18 protein-coding genes are annotated in these 18744 nt (G+C 66.4%); 16 read left to right on the top strand and 2 right to left on the bottom strand.

What is annotated here, in order from left to right:
- Positions 1-172 precede the first annotated feature (172 nt).
- The 10 genes from MCHLDSM_RS05180 (at position 173) to MCHLDSM_RS35705 (ending at position 13779) form a co-directional block, all read left to right on the top strand.
- Positions 173-496 carry a hypothetical protein gene (locus tag MCHLDSM_RS05180; protein WP_048469155.1) on the top strand — a complete coding sequence of 108 codons (324 nt, stop codon included), beginning with the start codon at positions 173-175 and terminating at the stop codon, positions 494-496.
- A 44-nt stretch (positions 497-540) separates the two neighbouring features.
- Positions 541-849 carry a hypothetical protein gene (locus MCHLDSM_RS05175; RefSeq protein WP_048469154.1) on the top strand — a complete coding sequence of 103 codons (309 nt, stop codon included), beginning with the start codon at positions 541-543 and terminating at the stop codon, positions 847-849.
- A 6-nt stretch (positions 850-855) separates the two neighbouring features.
- Positions 856-3675 (top strand): ATP-binding protein, encoded by a 2820-nt coding sequence (locus MCHLDSM_RS05170; RefSeq protein ID WP_048469153.1) that lies wholly within the window; start codon positions 856-858, stop codon positions 3673-3675.
- A gap of 5 nt (positions 3676-3680) precedes the next feature.
- On the top strand, positions 3681-5876 hold the full coding sequence (locus tag MCHLDSM_RS05165) for a hypothetical protein (RefSeq protein ID WP_082168746.1): 2196 nt from the start codon (positions 3681-3683) through the stop codon (positions 5874-5876).
- Positions 5877-5946: 70 nt separating this feature from the next.
- A complete protein-coding gene (locus MCHLDSM_RS05160) occupies positions 5947-7638 on the top strand; it encodes a MinD/ParA family ATP-binding protein (RefSeq protein WP_048469151.1) in 1692 nt (563 codons plus the stop codon).
- 66 nt (positions 7639-7704) lie between these two features.
- Positions 7705-8016, top strand: coding sequence for a hypothetical protein (locus MCHLDSM_RS05155; RefSeq protein ID WP_048469150.1), 312 nt, complete (start codon positions 7705-7707; stop codon positions 8014-8016).
- Positions 8017-8085: 69 nt separating this feature from the next.
- The gene (eccD, locus tag MCHLDSM_RS05150) at positions 8086-9570 is read left to right on the top strand and encodes a type VII secretion integral membrane protein EccD (RefSeq protein WP_048469149.1); all 1485 of its coding nucleotides are present in this window, start codon (positions 8086-8088) and stop codon (positions 9568-9570) included.
- Entirely contained in the window at positions 9570-10958 is a 1389-nt protein-coding gene (gene mycP / locus MCHLDSM_RS05145; protein WP_048469148.1) for a type VII secretion-associated serine protease mycosin, read from the top strand. Before eccD ends, mycP begins: the two co-directional genes overlap by 1 nt.
- A gap of 76 nt (positions 10959-11034) precedes the next feature.
- Positions 11035-12789, top strand: a complete 1755-nt coding sequence (gene eccE, locus MCHLDSM_RS05140; RefSeq protein WP_048469147.1) for a type VII secretion protein EccE — start codon at positions 11035-11037, stop codon at positions 12787-12789.
- A 123-nt stretch (positions 12790-12912) separates the two neighbouring features.
- Positions 12913-13779: an MPT63 family protein gene (locus MCHLDSM_RS35705; protein WP_234713871.1), complete on the top strand. Its 867-nt coding sequence runs from the start codon at positions 12913-12915 to the stop codon at positions 13777-13779.
- A 251-nt stretch (positions 13780-14030) separates the two neighbouring features.
- Here the strand turns inward: MCHLDSM_RS35705 and MCHLDSM_RS05130 are convergent, their stop codons facing one another.
- Together MCHLDSM_RS05130 and MCHLDSM_RS05125 are read right to left on the bottom strand one after the other, a co-directional pair.
- Positions 14031-14303 carry a DUF6247 family protein gene (locus MCHLDSM_RS05130; protein WP_048469145.1) on the bottom strand — a complete coding sequence of 91 codons (273 nt, stop codon included), beginning with the start codon at positions 14301-14303 and terminating at the stop codon, positions 14031-14033.
- Positions 14304-14329: 26 nt separating this feature from the next.
- Complete coding sequence (locus tag MCHLDSM_RS05125; RefSeq protein WP_234713870.1) at positions 14330-14989, bottom strand: hypothetical protein; 660 nt, start codon at positions 14987-14989, stop codon at positions 14330-14332.
- A gap of 171 nt (positions 14990-15160) precedes the next feature.
- Between MCHLDSM_RS05125 and MCHLDSM_RS05120 the strand changes: the two genes are divergently transcribed.
- The 6 genes from MCHLDSM_RS05120 (at position 15161) to MCHLDSM_RS05100 (ending at position 18743) form a co-directional block, all read left to right on the top strand.
- Positions 15161-16078: an ESX secretion-associated protein EspG gene (locus MCHLDSM_RS05120; RefSeq protein WP_048469143.1), complete on the top strand. Its 918-nt coding sequence runs from the start codon at positions 15161-15163 to the stop codon at positions 16076-16078.
- A gap of 153 nt (positions 16079-16231) precedes the next feature.
- Entirely contained in the window at positions 16232-16498 is a 267-nt protein-coding gene (locus tag MCHLDSM_RS05115) for a hypothetical protein (protein WP_048469142.1), read from the top strand.
- A gap of 95 nt (positions 16499-16593) precedes the next feature.
- Positions 16594-16740 (top strand): hypothetical protein, encoded by a 147-nt coding sequence (locus MCHLDSM_RS38045; protein ID WP_156455030.1) that lies wholly within the window; start codon positions 16594-16596, stop codon positions 16738-16740.
- Complete coding sequence (locus MCHLDSM_RS05110) at positions 16737-17957, top strand: PPE family protein (RefSeq protein ID WP_048469141.1); 1221 nt, start codon at positions 16737-16739, stop codon at positions 17955-17957. Before MCHLDSM_RS38045 ends, MCHLDSM_RS05110 begins: the two co-directional genes overlap by 4 nt.
- A 62-nt stretch (positions 17958-18019) precedes the next feature.
- Positions 18020-18358 (top strand): hypothetical protein, encoded by a 339-nt coding sequence (locus MCHLDSM_RS05105; protein WP_048469140.1) that lies wholly within the window; start codon positions 18020-18022, stop codon positions 18356-18358.
- A 34-nt stretch (positions 18359-18392) separates the two neighbouring features.
- Positions 18393-18743, top strand: coding sequence for a hypothetical protein (locus MCHLDSM_RS05100; protein WP_048469139.1), 351 nt, complete (start codon positions 18393-18395; stop codon positions 18741-18743).
- Position 18744: the final 1 nt, after the last annotated feature.

Here is an 18744-nt window from a genome sequence, read left to right as displayed (position 1 = left end):
CCGGAGAAACTTTGTGCCCCGTAGAAGTGTCGTGTCGCGCCGGCCCCAAGGGGCGTTGTTAGGTTCCCCGCATGAACGGCCCGCGACCGCGGTCCGCTCACCCCGAACCACCGGACCACGAACCGCGCCACTTGATCGGCGGGACATGGCCAACGACTGCAGAGGAGTCCTCATGCTGGACCTCATCGAACCGGCGGTGACCGCACTAGCCACCCACGGACAGACCGTACGCATCCTGGCCGACATCTCCAGTGACGGCACCTCCAACGGAGCCATCATGAGCATCGTGCGACGGGTAATCCTCGCCGTCAGCGTCATTGGCGGCGCAGCGTTCGTCATCCACGCGCTGAGAGTGCAGATGGATAAGGACAGCGCCGGCAAAACCAAGAAGCTGACCGACGAGGCGAAGAACTTCGCGTACTTCGAGGGCCTGTGCGGCGTGGTCTGGGTGATCGCCGAACTCGCCCAGAACGTCTTCGGCGGCGCGGCGAGCTAGCCCGAACACCAACGACATCACCCAGATAGCGAGGCCACTTCGCAATGCGCGTTTCGAGAATCTTCAACGGCGTCGACCGAGTCGCCGTGGAGTGGACGATCCTCGGGCAGCGCTACCGGCTACCCACGATGAGCCTGATGGTCGTCAGCATGGCCGCCGGCGTCGCCGTCGCGTTGCTCGCCAACGCGTGGATCGGCCTGGCGGCGACCGCTGTCGCGGCTGCAGCGACGGTTGCCGCCAACTGGAACCTCAACCGGATGGATCCCGACGGCGCCTTGGGGGAGACCACCCAACTGGCCCTGCTGTGGCGTGCGGCCCGCAACCCCTACATCACCAACACCGGAAGGCGCTGACGCTCAATGGGTGACTACTTCCCGGCCCTCAAGAAGCAAGACGGCAACATCCTCTACACCGCCGACGGCACAGTCTGGGCCGTGTACCTCCTGCGGGGTATCAACACCAACCCCTACGACGTCGACAAGATCGACGCCTGCCAAGCCGCACACGACCGACTGTTCACCCAACTGTCCAAGCTGCGCGCCACGGACTTCCTCCTGATGGGCGCCAAGGCCAAGACCCCCGCCGCCACGGTCATGGCCCGGTGCGCGGCCGGCATCCCGAACTTCACCAAGGAGAACTATCCCGAGCTCGACGACCAGTTCAACGCGCTTTACACCAAGGTCGCCAAGACTGGGGAACTCGCCGAGTACCAACGCATCTACCTTCTGGCGATCGGTTTCCCCGTCAGCCGGTCGATCGTCGAGTCATTGCTGTCATCGGTAGCCGTGATCGACCCGCACCGCAACGTCTCACGACGCACGATCACCGAGCTGGAGAACCAGTACTTCCGTGCACTGCCTCGTGAGTTCCGCCCGATCCGCGCCACCGAGGAACACACCGCGTGGATGTTCGACCGGATCCGGCTGCGCGGCATCACCGTCCCGGACTTCCCTGATGCCACCGTCACCCGCGCTGCCGTGCGCAACCCGCGCAGCTTCCCCGAGGTCCACATCAACAAGGCCGCCGACACCGACGCGCTCTACGAGGACTTCATCGAGAAGGTGAAAGACGACAACCCAGCAGTCACCGAGCGCGGGGGCCGCGGTCTGCCCACCGCGGCACTGAGCGTGGCATGCCTGGCCGCGGCGGCCGCGGCGGCCACGTTGACCACCTATCGCTGGATCGGCATCGCGCTCACGGCACTGGCGATCGCCGCAGTCGTGGTGGGCAGCGTCATCGTCAAAAACTCCTCCCAGAACGCCCGCAACACCTTGCGCCAGAACTTCAAATCCACGCGATGGTCTCAGGCTCTGGCCGTGCACAACGTCGAGACGCGGTCCCCGGAGTTCCCCGACGGCTACACCAGCTATCAAACCCAGATCGCCATCTCGCGGTACCCGTCGGTCGACAGCTTCGACATCAACACCTTCACCTATCTCGTCGACCAGGAAATCGACATCGACGCCGACTTCGCGTTGCGCTTCGACTTCTCTCAAGCACTGATCAGTAAGACCGGGATGCGACGCGCACGCAGAGAACTCGACGCCGAAGACGCCGCCAACACCCAAGACGAATTCGACGCCGAGGACTACGCCGATCAACGCGGCGAGCAGCGCGATTTCCGCCGCCACGTCAAAGACGAATCCGGTCCCCGCGGCATGCGCGTCGCAGCGATCTTCTCCTTCGCCCACCAACACCTCGAAACGCTCGACGAGCGGGTCGGGGCGATCACACAACACTTCACCGACCACGGCTTCACCCCGTTGACCCCCGTCGGCGGCCAGTTCGACTTGTGGCAGGCCATGATCCCCGGCGCACCCTGCCCGGCAGTGGTCGAAGACCTCAAACAAGCAACCACGGTCGGATTGTTCAGTGGATTCATGCCCATCCGCCGCACCGTCGTCGGTGACCCAGTCGGTATCCCCGTGATGATCAACGAAGAGAACGCCCTCGGGCAGATCGTCCACTGGGACATCCTCAACGCCACCGACAAGGGCAACGCCTCCACCGCCGCCAACGGCGCTCAAGGTGCTGGCAAGTCCGAATTCGTCAAAAGCCTGATCGGATGGATGCACGACTTGCGTCGACCGTGCCACATCATCGACCAGGACCCCGCCGGCGAATACGTCGTGTTCGCGCAATCGCTGACCCGACCCGAGATCATCGACGTCACCGACCCGACCGCCGAGCTCGGCGGCGGCCTGTCGCTCGACATTCTCAAGTGTTTCCCGCCTGCGGAGGCTGCCCGAATCTTCCTCGACCTGTGGCTGCCGCTGCTCGGCTTCGACCGCCGCAGCGAAGAGGTGGCCCTGCTGGCCAACCTGCTGGCCCCCGACTACCGGCAAGCGATGCGCATCGCCTCCACCCGCGACCTGATCGAGCACCTGCCGACCATCGTGGGACAAGTCTCACGCAACCTCAACCTCGCGCTGTCCTCGTGGGCGCGGCTTCCCTACACCCACGCGTTCATCGACCCGGTCATCAACGGCGAACGCATCACCTACCCCGGCTTCACACCGCGAGCGCAAACCGTGGTCTTCCGGACCCACAAACTGTCGGTGCATCGCCCCAAGCCGGGCGAGTCTGCTTCTGAGGCAGAGGATTCGCAGAAATTCGCCGCGATGGCCTACACCGCGATCGCTCACCTCACCGCGGAACGGTTCGCCGCGATCCCAGGCGCCTGCGCGTTCGTCGCCGACGAACTCAAACTGCTCAAGGGCTCCAAAGTGATGCAACGCCTCGTCGAACAACCCGACCGGATGGGCCGTAAAGCCGGCAACTTCGTCCTCATCGCCTTCCAGCTCGCAGCCGACGCCGACGAACACACCGCACTCATCGAACGCAAACTCGTCATGCGCCAAAAAACCAGGGACAACGCCGCCGCGAGCCTGCGCTGGGCCGACGTCCCACCCACGCAGCGCCTGGTCACCCGCTGCGTTGAGGACACCTCGCCCACTGACCCCGAGACCAAGCAACCCCTCGCCAACCGCGCCGGCGAAGGCTGGTACAACGACAGCGGCAACATCGCCCGTGTCCGCACCATCGGACATCTCCTGCCGCAGCGACGCCGCTACAGCGACACCACCTCGTCCAAACGCATCCGGGCCCGCGACCTCATCGCGACGTCGTCGGCCGCGCCGATGTCGACCGGGTCCGCGGCAGACGGGGTCGCGTCGTGACCACGATGCTGCCCGCCGCGCCGCCGCCGCTGCCCGGCCCAGACATCCCCGCCACCCAGCCGGCCAATCCATTCCTCGACTGGCTCAACCTGTCCGACAGCGACGGTGGTCAGATCGCCCACTACCGCCTGCTACTGGAACCAAAGTTCTTCGACATACTGCACCGGACGGTCTACAGCGGCGCAGCCGAAACCTTTTACAGCATCTATCTTCTCGGGGCCTCGTACGCGGCCGCCCTGATGAAACTCATCCTCGACCCGAACCTGTGGCTCAACCCGCTGACCAACTTCTACAACGGGATCACCTCCCGTGTCTACGCCGTGCTCCCACCCACGGCGATCATGGTCGGCACCTTCGCCGTCCTGCTGCTCGGCGTCTTCGCCGTACGCTCCGGCCCCAAGCCAGCTGGCCCCCCTGGCCGCCCGGCGACCACTGCACCGCCGCTGTTCGATCAATGGCTGCCCTCGAACACGCAAATCGCCAAAGCACAGTGGCAACGCCTCGGATCCGGGCTGGTCATGATGGCCGTCGTCGTCGTTCTCGCGACCAACCCATTCAAGATCATCCAAGAGATCATCAACGCCGTCCTGGCTTTCGCTTCCTTCCTTTCCTTCACCGGTGGCGACGCCGACGCGACCACGAACTACGTCACCACCGCCCACAACGACATGATCCGGTCGGTCACCTTCCTGGTGAACTACCGCGAATTCCTCGACCCGGCGTGCGCACGCCTGTGGTCGCTCAGCATCAACGTCGGCGGCGCCAACCCCGCCTGCCTGACCCCCAACCAAGCGACGGCCGCCGACCCCGACCTGTGGACGGTGCTCATCGCCGCAGCCGCCGTGGTCATCGCCTGGGGCTTCCTCAGCTTCAGCATCATCGTCGCCCTCGAATTCTTCAAACACCTCTCCCTGGCCGTCGGGTACGGCATCGGTGCGTCCTGGGTCGCCGCGTTCACCCTGGCCAACCGGCGCCCCTACGACGGGCTCGCCGAAACTGCCAGCCGCGGCGCCGTTCACTTCCTCCTCGCGATCGCCGTCCTGTTCGTCTCCGCCACCGGACCCACGCTCTTCCTGCAGCTCATCACCTCGGTTCTGTCGTTCCTTCCCACCCTCATTCAGGTCCTCCTGGCCGCCGGCGGCTACTACCTCTCCGGCAAGTTCATCCTGTTCCTCATGGAGAAGAAGACCTCGCTGTTCAGTCTCTTCAAGTCGAAGGTCACCGCATCCAAAACCTGGCTCAACCTGTATCCGCCAAACCCCCCGGCCACGGTCACGTCCACCGCGCTCGGCGGCGCCCTCGACCAACCCACAGCCTGGGCCAAACGCAACTACCAGCAGCTACGTGAGCGCACTACAAACCAGTGGAGCAAACTCAAAGACACAGCCACCGCATGGGGTGCAAGCCAGGAAGGGAGCGCGAGCATGCCGACGCCGATCCTGCCGGACACACCGGAATTCATCGCCGCCACAGAGCGCATCAAACTCGCCGACAAGCCCACCGACACCGTCGTCGTCTCCGGCCTCGGCAACATCACCACGGTCGACGATCAGGGCGCCCGCACTGCTGAGACGGCTGCACCCGTGGCAGTGCTCGGACCCGCAGGGGCCCTCCTGCCCGCCATGTCAGCCCCGATCGGCAGCACTCCACTGCCCGCGACCGACGTGCCGCCGGTGTGGTTCCGCAGTGGAATACCGCAGCTCGCGCCGCCACGCGACCACCTGATCGCAGCGACCGCCGCCACCGCGGAACAGGGCACACAACCGGTCACGGCAGGCGCGACCGAGCAGGACGTGGCAACCGTCCCACCAACGACAGCAGACACTCAGCGAGCCCGCCGTCTGGACTCCGCACGCGCCGAAGCCGCACAACTTCACGGCCAGACGACGCCGCAATTAGCACCTGACGACGCCATCGCGCGCACCACCGCACTATTCCGGAGTTACCGTCCCACGCCGACCTCACCCGCTGAACCGCCCCGCAGAACCGACTTGCCACAGCTGCGGTCGGTGGTGTCAGCGGCCCAGTGGACCCAGAAGTTCAACCACGCCCGCAACGTGCTGCTCGCCCGGGGTGTCGAGGCCATCCCGCAAATTCCCGCGGACGAGGAGGACATAGACCGCCTAGTGTTTGCAGAGGACACATCAGGGCTGATCCGCATCGAGCGGAAAAATGATCGTGGTTTCGGGGACTGGATATGACAGCCACCCACCAAGCAACTGTAAACTTCGCCGTAAGAATCGACGCCGCGCCAGCCGGGGGACAGGGACAATGACCAAATACAACAGCAGCGAACTCGACAGCGCCGCGCTGCGCGCCGCCCAGGATCGCTTCGCCAACGAGAACCGGTCCGCCGAACCGGGCAGTCAACCGCCTGCACCGCCCGCCGCCCCCGACCAGCCCGACACCGGACAGGCAGCGCCCTCGCTGGGGCAGGCACTGGAATCGCAGGCGGCCCCCGACAACGAACCGCCACCGCCAGCGCACAACCCCGCTGCACCGGAACACCCCGACACCCAGACCCCGGCCGCCGCGCTCCAGCCGAACGTCGACCCCGCGCCGGCCAACCGCACCGCGGTGCCTCCGCTCTACCACCCGACCCCCGACGCGCCGCGCCACGCAACTCCCGACACGCCCGCCGCGGGCAACCCTCCGCAGACCGCCCCGCCACCGGCGCCGGGATTGCCGCCGCGGCCGACGCACTACGGACCACCGCAGCCTCCCAGCCCGGCAATCTCACCGGTCTCACCACAGCGGCCCACGCAGCAATTCACCCCACCGCCGCCGCCGAGCTGGCCGCAGCGACCGGCAGGCTTCGGCGCCCAATCCCACCCCGACGTCGAACGCACCGAGGTCGTGCAGCGCCGCGACGTCTACCCCGCACCGGGTAGCGACTGGCCCCGTCCGCCGCAGACACCGGCCGCGCCCCCGCAAGAGAGCTACGGCGGCTACCCGTCGCAACCTCCCGGACCCGGCCCCGACGCTGGCTACGGCCAGCCGCCCCGCGGAGGGTTCACCGCCACCCCCCGCCAGCCCGCGCCGTTCACCCCGGCCGGTGACCGCGGCGCCGACCGATCCTTCACCCTGCAAAGCCAGCGCAAGGAAGGCCCGCAGCAGGGATGGCGCGCCAAGCTGCACCGCATGCACATCCCGGTCGGCAAGAGCGCGGCCGAAGTCGAGTACGACCTCGACATCTCCAAAATCAACAAGGTCCTGCGCTACCCGAAAGCAATCGGCTTCGCCGCACTCAAGGGCGGTGTCGGCAAGACGGTCTGCGCGATGAGCATCGCCTCCACTATCGCCGCCCACCGACAGAAGGGCGAGGTCGTCGCCCTGGACACCGATCACAGCGGATCCCTGGCCCGTCGCGTGCGCGGCGACCAGATCAGCGACATCAAGCGTTTCGTCGCCGACGAGCAGCTGTACTCAGCCAATGACGTCAAGGCCCACATGCAGTCCAATCACCACCGCCTGTCGGTGTTGGGCTCCAGCCGCGAACCGTTGGCGACCGCCTTGACCCCCGAGGAATACCTGCGGGCACTAGAGGTTCTGCAAGCCGGGCACTTGTTCACCATCGTCGACATGGACCACTCGGCAGCCTCACCCGCCTATGAGACCGTCATGCGCAGCCTCGACGCCCTCGTCGTTGTCACCGCAACATCGCTAGACAGCGCCGAAGCCAGCCAGGACATCATGGACTGGCTGCGAGCCCGCAAACTCAACGAATTGCTCACGCGCACAGTGGTGTTGATCAACCACCAGAGCCCGGCCAAGCCGCACCTGGACCTCGACGCCACCGTGTCGCACTTCCGCAACAGCGAGCAACACGAGGTGCTGGAAATCCCATGGGACGAGCACCTCGCCGAGGCCGGACCGATCAACCTCGATCTGCTCAACAAGACGACCCGCCGCCAGTTCGTCAAGGTCGCCGCCATGCTCGTCGACAGCCTGCCGCCCACCTGAAAACCACCAACCCGCCGATAGCCCGACGTCACCACACCGCACACCGCGTACGAGGGGAGTTCCACCATGACCGAAACCAACGTGATCACCGACCGCGAGCGCATCGCCGACATCGTCAACGCCGGCCTCAACGAACTCGACCAGCTGCGCAACAACTTCGCGGACGCCCAACGCCGGGTGTCCGAGGCGCAGGAAGCAGAGGCCCACGCCGGCGAGGTCTACGCCAACAAGATCAACGAAGTGCTCGCCACCGGCTGGGCCACCCCGCAAGGCCTCGCCGCACAGGGCCACGAAGCCCCCAAGCGGCGAACGGCCACCGGCCGCACCAAGCGCCACAGCGCCAACGACGCCACACCACACGACAACGGCGACAGCTAGGCCCTCGTCACCACGCCGCGCCGACCAAACCACACCAATCACTTTCCCGGGGGAAGCGAGCACCACTCCATGGCAACCACACAAGCCGAAGCGCGGGTCCAGATCACCGTCCCCGGGCACGTCATCGACGTGCCCATGTCGAACTACATGCTCATCGGGGACAGCCTGGCAGAACTAATTCCGTTCCTGCGCAACGAACTTGAACGCGTCGGTAAAGACGCGAGCTGGCTGGCCGACCCAGACGCCCACTGGACACTTCGCCGCCCCTTCCACACCCAACCGCTGGATCCCGAGAAGACACTCGACGCCGAGAAGGTCCGCGACGGATCCCGCCTACTGCTCGTCAAACTCGACCCAGGCGAGAAGTACCCGCCCCTCATCGACGACGTCGCCGAAGCGATCACCTATTGGCTACGCGAACACTTCCCCTCCTGGGACGGCCGCGTCTCCCAACGCGTCACCCTCGTCGTCACACCCGCCGTCGTCGCGTTCGTATGCGCACTGGCCATCTTCTGGACCTCCACCGCCACACCCAACTTCACCGCCCGACTGGTCGTCTGCACGCTCATGGTCATCGGAGCCGTACTGGCAGCAGCCATTTCGATCGTGGTCGTAAGAACAGACAAAGACAGTTACACGCCCATCGTGGCGCCGTTCCTCACCATCACCTACGTCCTCGCCGGCACCGCCGCTCTTCTGATCACCCCACGACCACTAGGCATCTACCAACTCGTCGCCGCCGGCGCCGTCCTGTTCACCCTGTCGGTGTCCCTGGCCGTCATCACCCGAGCCAACGCCCGCCTGCACTACGGAATCGCCTCTGCCGCAGCCGCCGTCACCATCATCGCCGCTCTGAACATGGCCTACCGTAGCCCCACCGCCGTCCTCGGCGTACAGCTGATCGCCCTGTGCTTCCTCACCATCTTGGTCAGCGGCCGAATCTCCCTGGCACTGGCACGCATCTCCTTGCCCTACGTCCCCGCCACCGGTGAGAGCTACGTCAAAGGCAACGACCGAGCCGGCGATCTCGACGCCGGCGACCTGCCCCGCGATGGCCGCGCCAACGAATCCATCCTCAACCAGGAACAGCAGACACTCACCGCCTACGACTGCATCGTCGGCATCCTCACCGGCGCCCTCGTAACACTCTGTGCGACCGGCTTCTTCGCAGGACGAGCCATGGACAACCACCAATGGATCATCTTCGCGGCCGTGCTCACCACCGCACTGGCGCTCCTCTACCGCGGCAAGAGCTACGACGACGCCCGCCTTCAAGGCATCACCTTGGTCGCCACAGCCCTCCTACTCGCCGCCTTCGGCGCAGGCCTGCTGGCATCCCCGGCATACGCAGACAATCAGCTGCGCGCCGCCATCGTGGTCGGCATCCTGGTCCTCGGCACGCTCATAGCCACGGTCTACTCAATCCAGCAACGCCGCATCGTCAGCCCCGTCGTCAACCGACTCCTGGAACGCATCGAATGGCTGCTCTACGCCGCACCGCTGGTCTACGTGGTCCTCGCCATGGACCTCTTCCAGAAGGCCCGAGCGCGCTGATGCTGCGCGCACTGCAGCGGACGGCCGCGATCACCGCGACCCTCCTGATCCCCGTCGGGATCGGGCTGGCACCCCCAGCGGCCGCGATCCCCGCACCCCAAATCGATCCCGCCGTCGACATCGCCCCACCCGACGGCGACCCCGGGCCCGCCGTACCCATGAAACAGACATCCGTGTGCGCCACGTCCGCTGTCCTGGCCGAGTCGCAGTTCCGAACCATCCCCGCCAGCGCGGTGTTCGACGTCGAAGGGCTACACAACTTCGCCCGCGGTGACGGCCAGGTCGTGGCCGTCATCGACTCCGGCGTCCAACCAGTGTCGCGTCTGCCGCGCCTGCGGGGAGGCGGCGACTACATCGCTCGAGGCGACGGCCTCTCCGACTGCGACCACCACGGCACCCTCGTCGCTGGGATCATCGCTTCGGCACCCTCACCCAACGACGGATTCGTCGGCGTCGCCCCCGGCGCCGAAATCCTGTCCATCCGCCAAACCAGCGCCGCCTACAGCGAAGACAACCCACCCCAAGGCTGGTCAGAAGCCGACCGCTCCGCAGCGAACCTCTCCGCACTGGCCCGCTCCATCGTCCACGCGGCCAACCTCGGCGCCACCGTCATCAATCTGTCCGTCACCGCCTGCGTCGACGCGGGCAGCCCCGTCGACCTCCGCGAGCTCGCCGGTGCCCTCTACTACGCCGCCGTAGTGAAAAACGTCGTGGTCGTCTCCGCCGCCGGCAACATCGGCGGCCAGACCTGCCAACCCAACCCAGGCTACGACCCCGCCAACCCCGCGGACCCCCGCAACTGGGAAGGCGTACGCAGCGTCTCGCTACCCTCGTACTTCTCCGACCTCGTCTTGTCCGTAGCCGGAACAACATTGACCGGCGACCCCTACGTCAACACCATGCCAGGCCCCTGGGTCGGAGTCGCAGCACCGGCAATGAACATCGTCTCCCTCGATCCAACCGAGCCCACCCCCGGAGCGCTCACCAACGCCGCGATCGTCAAAAGCGTGCCCACCCCGGTCAACGGAACCTCCTTCGCCACCGCCTACGTCTCCGGCCTGGCAGCCCTGATCCGCGAAAAACACCCAGAACTCACCGCACACCAGGTCATCAACCGCATCCTCGCGTCGGCGCACACCCCCGCCGACGGCCTCAACAACACCCTCGGAGCGGGCGTCATCGACCCAGTCGCAGCGCTGACCGCACAAATCGCCCCCGGCGACCCGATCGCTGCCGGAGTGCCCAGCGTCCACGCCCCCAACCCAACACCGCCACCCACCCCCGATCACACCGCCCGCAACGTCGCCTTCATCGCACTGGCCGCCGGTGCCGCGGTCCTCATCACCGTTGCCCTGGCCATCTTCGCCTTCCGAAAGAAGCCCGCGTGACCGCCAACGTCCATCACACCCCGCCAGAGACCACGGCGCCCGGTCACCGGTACGCACCGACCACGAGGACCTCGCGATGAAAAACGACCGTCGACTCGGCGTCGAACTCGGCCCACCCAACATCATGTTCCTCGTCATCGTCGGCATCGCCGCCGTACTGACGACAGCCCTGCTCGACCTGAAACCGCCTGTCCTATGGGAGGTCTGGGCCGCGGTCGCGCTCGTCACCCTCCTGATCGGAGTGCTCACCTACCGATCCCGCACCCTCATCGGTTGGATCCACCGACGCCTGACCCTGCGCCGCAGCCCACGCAACACCATCGCCATCTACGAAGCAGACGGCGTCGGATTCACTTGGGACGGCGACCGCGCCGCCGCCTACATCGAGGTCCTCCCACAGGCATACGCCACGACCGTGATCGGGACCGACCGCGAAACCGTCATCCGAGCGCTTCCCATGGACGACATCCGAGAAGAACTCGTACAGTTCGACATTCACTGCGACGCCGTCACCGCGGTCACCGTCGGATACAACTACGAGCGCCCCAGCCAAGCAGCGACCGCCCTACAAGCCGCCATCGGACCCGTCGACGCCCTGCTTTACGGAAGAACCTTCATCGAAGTCGGCGTCAACCTCTCAGACTCACTCGACAGCGTCTACGCCCGCCGCGGCTCCGACGACATCCCCGCCGGGATCAGCCGCACCGTCAAAATCGCCGCCGAACGCATCCGCCGCCGCGTTGCCCACGCCGGCTGGAACACCCAAATCCTCGCCAAGACCGCTCTCCAGGACCTCCACGCCGACCTCGCCCCGCAGTTCACCACCGCACTGGCTCAGGAACACTGGTCCTCCTGCGGACCAAACTCCATGCGCGCCATCGCATTCACGCCCGCGGCGAACGCATGGACCACCGGCAACTATCGCGAGTGGTGCCGACTCAACACCCACCGCCAGGTGCACATCGTCCGACTCGAACGGCGACGGGACGGCCGCGACCACGCCGAGATGTACATCGGATTCCTCACCGCCGATCCCAGCGCGCTGTCCACCGTCACCGCTCTCGGCCTTCGACGCGAACACGGCCAACAAGGCGACATCTTCACCGCAGCACTACCGTTGGCCCAAACGGTCCGCACCACCGCCGTCGCAGGCAAGACGCTGGCCGAGGACACCCCGTTCCCGATCCCGCTAGCTCCCGGCGGCATCGGCACCTTCATCGGCCACACCGCGAACCGCGCACAGGTCTTCGTCAACTTCACCGTCGGCTCTGAACCCTTCTACGTATTCGGCCCCGCGGTCATGTGCCAGCAGCTCCTCGTCTGGCTCTCCACCAGCGGCCGCAGCATCGACATCACACTGCCAGGCGACGAATGGAAACTCTTCGCCTCACGCATCGGAGCCACCTACGGCACCCATCGCGACGCGGACATCATCGTCAGCGACAACAACTCCTACACCGACCCCACCCACGCCCACCAGGTGCGCCTCGTCTGGTCGACCACAGCACCGGACGCTGCGCCGGGTTACGCGATCGTCGCCGGGCCAGAGGAATGCATCCTGCACACTCCCACCGGGCAGATCCGCTACCGCTGGTCGGTGTCCACGGCCGAGGAATCCTTCTTCACCGTGGCACGCCCACAACGCCGCGAGCCCGCCAAGCGCACGCCAGTCGCCGCAACACCGTCACTGCGGACTGAGACGCCCAAGCGTCCAGAGCTGCCCAGGCCTTCCGAACGGCCAACCCGCCGGCAACCACCCCCGCCGCCGCGGCCCGAGCCACCTAGTGGGGGCAGGCACGCAACACCCCCACCCCGGCCGCCGCAACGCTAAATCCATGCGACAGTTAACCTTCCACCTACATCCGCTGGGGCCCCCAAACCTGAGGGCACGAACACGATGAGGACGACCGTGAACACAGCCACAAGAGCCGCAATCACCGCCGCATCCACAACAATGTGGCTCAGCACCCTACTCGCGCCCGCAGCGTCCGCCGACGACTCGGCGATCCACTCCCTCGGCAGCCCAGCCCAATTGGCCAACGGCGACATCGTGCAGGCCTGGACAATCACAGACCTCAAGCCCAGCACAGACGCCATCCCCTACCCCGTGACCGGAACCCTCTGGGAGGCAACGGCTACAGACACCGCAGTGCGCGGCACCGTCCAGCCAGTCGTCTCCAACCTCAACGCCCGCGCCCGCAGCGGCCAGACCTACCGGGTCCTGTTCGGCGTCGCCACACCCCAAGGAGTCAACCCGGCCCCGCTCGCCGAAGGGCAACAGACCACAGGCAAGGTGTACTTCGACGTGACCGGAGACACCCCGGACAGCGTGCTCTACAACGCAGGCGGCCCCGATCTCGCCGTATGGGTGCAACAGTCCTCCAACTCGCCGCGACCCACACCGTACGACCCAGGATCGCCTACACGGTCGTCGTCGGCCGGCGGAGCCCCCGCCGCCGCTGCTGAGGCCACACCCACCGCGCCAGCCCCAGGCGCTGCAGCCGCAGCAACCCCGGCCTCCACCGGCACCCCCGGAAGCCAGGGAACCCCCATCACCCAAGGCAGCAGCGGCACACCCGTCGCCCCCGGAAGCCAAGGAACCCCCATCCCGGGCAGCGCAGGCACACCGGCCGCCACCCCGCCTCCGGGCACCGAGGCAGGTTCGGAGCCGGCCACAGTGGCACCCGCGGGAACCCCCGGCGCATCGCCCACAGGCAGCTCCGGCACCCCGGCGGCCGGGGGTTCGAGCGCCGCGGGCCAAGCCCCGCTTACAGCGCCATCGACAACCATCACCGCACCTCCCGCCAGCGAGCAGCGATAGCGTCAGGATCGAGCGGCAGCCGCGGTTAAAGCCACGCTGTGCGGAGCGCCGAGAATCACGAAAAGTCGACGATGCGAAGGACTATCACCTTCACGTATTGATCGTTCACGGCGTAGGTGACAAGGCCACGCCCTTCGGCGAACTCCGCAGTCCACTGATCCGTCTGTTTGTCGTACGCCCCGTACGCTTTCGGATCGTCAAGGATCAGCGCAAACTTCGTATCGAAGGCACGCCGGAGATCAGATGAAAGATCACGGCGTCGAACTGAGCCCGCGAAAGTCACCGCGGGCGACCTGCTCTACGACAGCCCGCTCCTCTGGAGTTGGTGGGTTGAGACGGAGATGGGCGCGTCCCCACCACCGGTCGAGCACCGCAGTCACGCGGGATAGGTCGAAGTCATCATCGGCCTCGGCGAGCGCGATCCGGAACTCGGCCTCGAATTCCGGCAGCTCATCAGGCGAGGCTTCGGCGAGCGCGGCGCGGATGGCCGGCCCACTGCGCTCGACGCGAACGTATTCCGGCATGGATTCAATCCTAGTTGGCCGACCGGTCATCGGGCCCGACTCTCGCACGTCACACCGACCGCTTCGATCAGTTCGTCGCGCTGCTCAGCGGTGGCCGACGCTGACCCCTGCTTCATCATCTGGTACGCGCCGGCCTGGGAGAACAGCAGGTAGGGGGAGTAGTCAGCGGCCGGGTCCATGGTCGTCACCGTGTCCAAGGCCGTGGCTTGAGCGCTCAGCGTCCCCGCGGTCTGCTCGAAACGTTGCGCGAAGGACGGAAAGTCGACGCTGGCGTCGTTGGGGTGCGCGAGCCCAAACAGTATCCAGCCTTGAGCGACGGTGACGTCGGCGCCGGCGGGGATGCGCTCGATCACGGCTTGCGCTTCGGGCGTGGGCCTCCCGTCGCTATCCAGCGCCGGCGGCGGCGGCGCCGGTGCAGGCGCCGTTTCATCGGCCCCCGGCACCGATGCGCTGTCGGCAACCTGCGCGGCTGTCGGGGTCGGGGGAGTGGCGCAGATCGCCGGAACTTGCGGCTGGCCATCCCCGCCCCGCCCGCCGAAGATCCACGTCGTCGCGGTATCGGCGACGGTGATGGGGAACTGAGCGAGCGCCCCTGCCACCAAGAATCCAGCCGCGACCACCACCGCCGCAGCCAGCAGCAGCCATCGGCGCCGCGCAGCCCCGCGACGGGTCTTCAGCATGGCCATCACTGCTGCCGGCGCGCCGCGTCTGGCGGCAGAAACACCAGCGCGTGCCACGCGGATGAGCGAAGTTTGCATCGCTCAACGGTAAACTTCGCCGTACATTAGGCGGGTTTATGCGTGTCGTGTTGGCCGTGATTCCGGGGCGGTGACCGTGCGTTTCGAGGGGAGGTCGACGTGGCAGCCGACGTGTTCGACCAACGTCACCTCATCGCCCTCTACCAGCGGGGCCTCATCAACGAGTTGCCGATCGAGCTGGGCCCCATGCCGGTGTTCGACCTCGGACCCAGCGTCGACGAGGATCTCAAGCGCTGGAACATCGTGGACCCGTCCACCAACGAACTGACCGAACCGGCCCAGGAGTACTTCGCCGGCCTCGTCGGCTATGAGTGGGCCGTGTGGGGCATCGTGCTGCTCTACAACCAGCGCAAGGAAATCGTCTCCGATCTCCCCGACGAATTCCTGCAGTACGGGGTCCAGTACGCGATCAGAGACGTGCCCCGCGCCAGCTTTCTCATCGGATACCGCGAAGGCACCTTCACCACAGCGACACTGGCGGCGGGGCAACTCGCTTTGGCGACCGACCGCGCACGGAGTAACACCGACGAGCACCGCAACGAGGCGGTCGGCCAGATCATCATGGCCATCCTCGACCCGCAGAAGCAGTGGAAGCCCTACCCGATGGAACGGATTTCCATCCCGGCCACCGCCGCCGAAGCACTCAAGCGCGACCGCACCGACGACACCGAGGACGTCCTCGAAACCACTCGCGACGGCCTGCGCGACGCCGGCATGGCCCGTACCACCGTGAGGGGGCTTGCCGAGCTGCTGGCCCAAGACAACGTCGCCGTCTCGCAGATCACCATCTCCCGCCGCGCCCCCCAGGGCAAGCAGACCGTGTATCGGAACTCCATGGGTGTCATGTTCTTCGTCGGCGAGCCTGGTGGGGTCGTGGTCAGTTACCCGTCCCGCGGTTTGGACGGCCGTCAGTGGATCAACTACGAACCAGCCACCCCGGCGGCCATGACCGAGGCGGTAGCTGCCCTGCGTCGCGGACTCGCAAGAGCCAACCCTGATGACATCACGCTGCGGTGAAAAACCCATGGGAAACGAGACGCCGACCACGCGAAACTTGCGGGTGGCACCCTTGCCACGATCCGCTATTCTTGAACTCAAGTTTGCTATCCAGCCCGGGGGAAAGGTGAATCCACAATGAGCGGAATTGTCGGAATCGGCAGTGTGCCAGCGATGGCCGGATCTGTCGCAGTGCTGCAGGGCATCCAAGCCCAGCTCGCCGCGATGGGCGCAGCCAACAGCGGTGTCGCAGCCAGCGTCGTCCCCGCAGGCAATGAAGGCGCCTCAGCGCTGGCCATGGCCAAGCAGCAGATGAATGCGGCTCAGTTCGCCGCCGCATTCAACGCCGGCATCGAGCAGATGATGGAGCTGAGCACGACCATCCAGGCCGCGTCCGCCAGCACCGTGGCCACCGACCTCGGCAGCGCCCGCGCCATCTAGGGCTCGTCTCACCACGCCGTGCCCGGACCCCGCAGGGCTGGGTACGAGCGCAACGCTGGGCCAATCGACGCCAAGGGGATGAGGAGAGAAGCACGGTGGCTGCATCCTGGGAGCACTGCCCGCCCGAGATAAATCCGACCCGGAAGCTGCTCGACACCCACGCCACCGCAGGCCGCGCCATCGTCTCCGACCCGACACCGATGACCGCATCAGCTAACCAAGACGATCAGGTGCAGCGATGACCGAACCGTGGGGCGCCTACATCCCCGAAGTCAACGCCGGCCGGCAAGAAACCGGAGCGGGCCCCGCTACCTGGCTCGCCTCGGCCACCATGTGGACCGACTTCGCCGCCCTTGTCGGCGAGGCGATGGCCGTCATGACCGCCGAGCTGGCCGCACTCGGAATCAACTGGCAAGGCCTCGCCCCCACGGCAATGGGGGCGGCAGTCGTTCCGTTCATGACCTGGCTAGCCACCATGGAGGCCAACGCAGCGGCCAACGCACTCTCCTGCCTCGCCGTCGCCGAAGCCTTCGCCATCTCCACTGGCACCATGATCCCCACCCCTGTGGTCAACATGAACCGCATCAGCGAGGCAATCGCCGAGGCCACCAATTTCCTCGGCGTCAATAGCGGCGTCATTCTCGCCCTCAACACCCAGTACGGCGAATTCTGGGGCAACAACGGCGGCTCGATGATGACCTACGACGCCGCAGTTCAGGCCGCCACCGTTCCCAAGCCCGTAACCCCCCCACCACCGCTCGCCAACGCGGCCGGCGCCCTGGGCCAAGTGGGCGAATCCGCCGTGCGCTCCGCAGCCGAATCGGCCATCAGCAACGGCACCGACGCGGCCACGCAGGCAGCTGGCCAGACCGGAGAAGGCGCCACCCAAGCTGGCTCAACGGCCAGCGAAATCCCCCAGAGCATGATGAGCAGCGTCGGCCAATTCGCAAGTGCCCCAGGCCAATTATTGCAGGCCGCCAACCCCAGCACGCTGACCCAGCCCCTCCAATCTCTCATGGAGCCCCTGCAATCGCTGCTCGGCAATATGGGCGGCAGCACCACAGACGCCGCCGGCTTCGGGATGGGCCCCGGCGCGCCGAGCCCGTTCACCGGCCTCGCCACATCGGCTGGGGCCGGGGCGGGCGGTGACGCTGGCGGCGCCGGCGCCGGCGGCGGTTTCGTCGGCGGTGGCCTCGGCGGAGGAATGCTTGGTCAGACCTACATGGGCGCCTCCGGAGGCCCGGTGAAGAGCCAGCAAGTGTTCTCCGGTGTGTCCGCCAGGCCGACCATCGAGACCGTGGGATCGATGGGGCCGAGCGGCAGCGGCGGTGGCGGCGGTATGTCGCCGATGATGGGGCATGGAGCTGGCGCGGGCAGTTCATCGGGTACCAAATCCCGGTCGGGGGACACGATCTTCGCGACACCCGATGCGGCACCGGCCGAAGAGCGCCGCGCCTGAAACTGGCAGGGCCAAACTTCCGCATCACCCAGATTGACCTGTGCCGCAGATAGAATCGGTGCATGGACACGACCCGCAAAGCGAGACGCTGGTGGCTCATCGCCGCCACTCTCAGCATCGTGGCGTGGTTCCTGGGGGCGTACCTGTCACCGGTGTCGAACCTCTGGGTGTGGCTCAACCTTTTGACTCCAGCAGGGCACCCGCACCTGACCGTTCTACCGCTGGCCTACCCGGCGGTCGGGATCGACGGCCACACGTTGACATCGCTATTCGGTTTGGTGCTGGTGATCGGCGCGGCGACACGCTGGATCAGCTACCTCGAGCTTTTCAATCCGCCCACCGAGACCGTAGAGGGCACAGCCGCGCCGAGCCCCAATCTCCCTCTGCCACCGCGACCTTGACCACCGACTGAACTGCGAAAAAGGGGAACCGCACATGGCCGACGCCAATACCAACATCAAGGCCGACATCGACAACCTGCGATCGGTGGCCGCGCAACTCAAGAGTGTGGCCCAGGACGTCGAGGCGCTGCTTCCCGACATCAAGGACATCCACGCCACCGCAATGAAGGAGGCCTCGACCAACACCGTCGACGGCGGCCCGGCCCCGGTGTTCTCACCGCTACTCGCCTCGCTCGCGCAGGTCACCCAGAAAGTTGGCACCAACGTGGGCCAGCTCCACCAGAACATCGCCGGCGACGCCGAAGCCCTTCTGAAGTTGGCCGACCAGCTTGAGGGCACCGACCAAGGCCACGGCCAGCGCATCACCAACATCAACGCGAAATAGC

Source organism: Mycolicibacterium chlorophenolicum (assembly GCF_001044235.1).
In the GTDB taxonomy this organism is placed as follows: domain Bacteria; phylum Actinomycetota; class Actinomycetes; order Mycobacteriales; family Mycobacteriaceae; genus Mycobacterium; species Mycobacterium chlorophenolicum.
The sequence above is the reverse complement of the archived record's forward strand: the minus strand, read 5'-3'. Positions and strand labels throughout refer to the sequence as shown.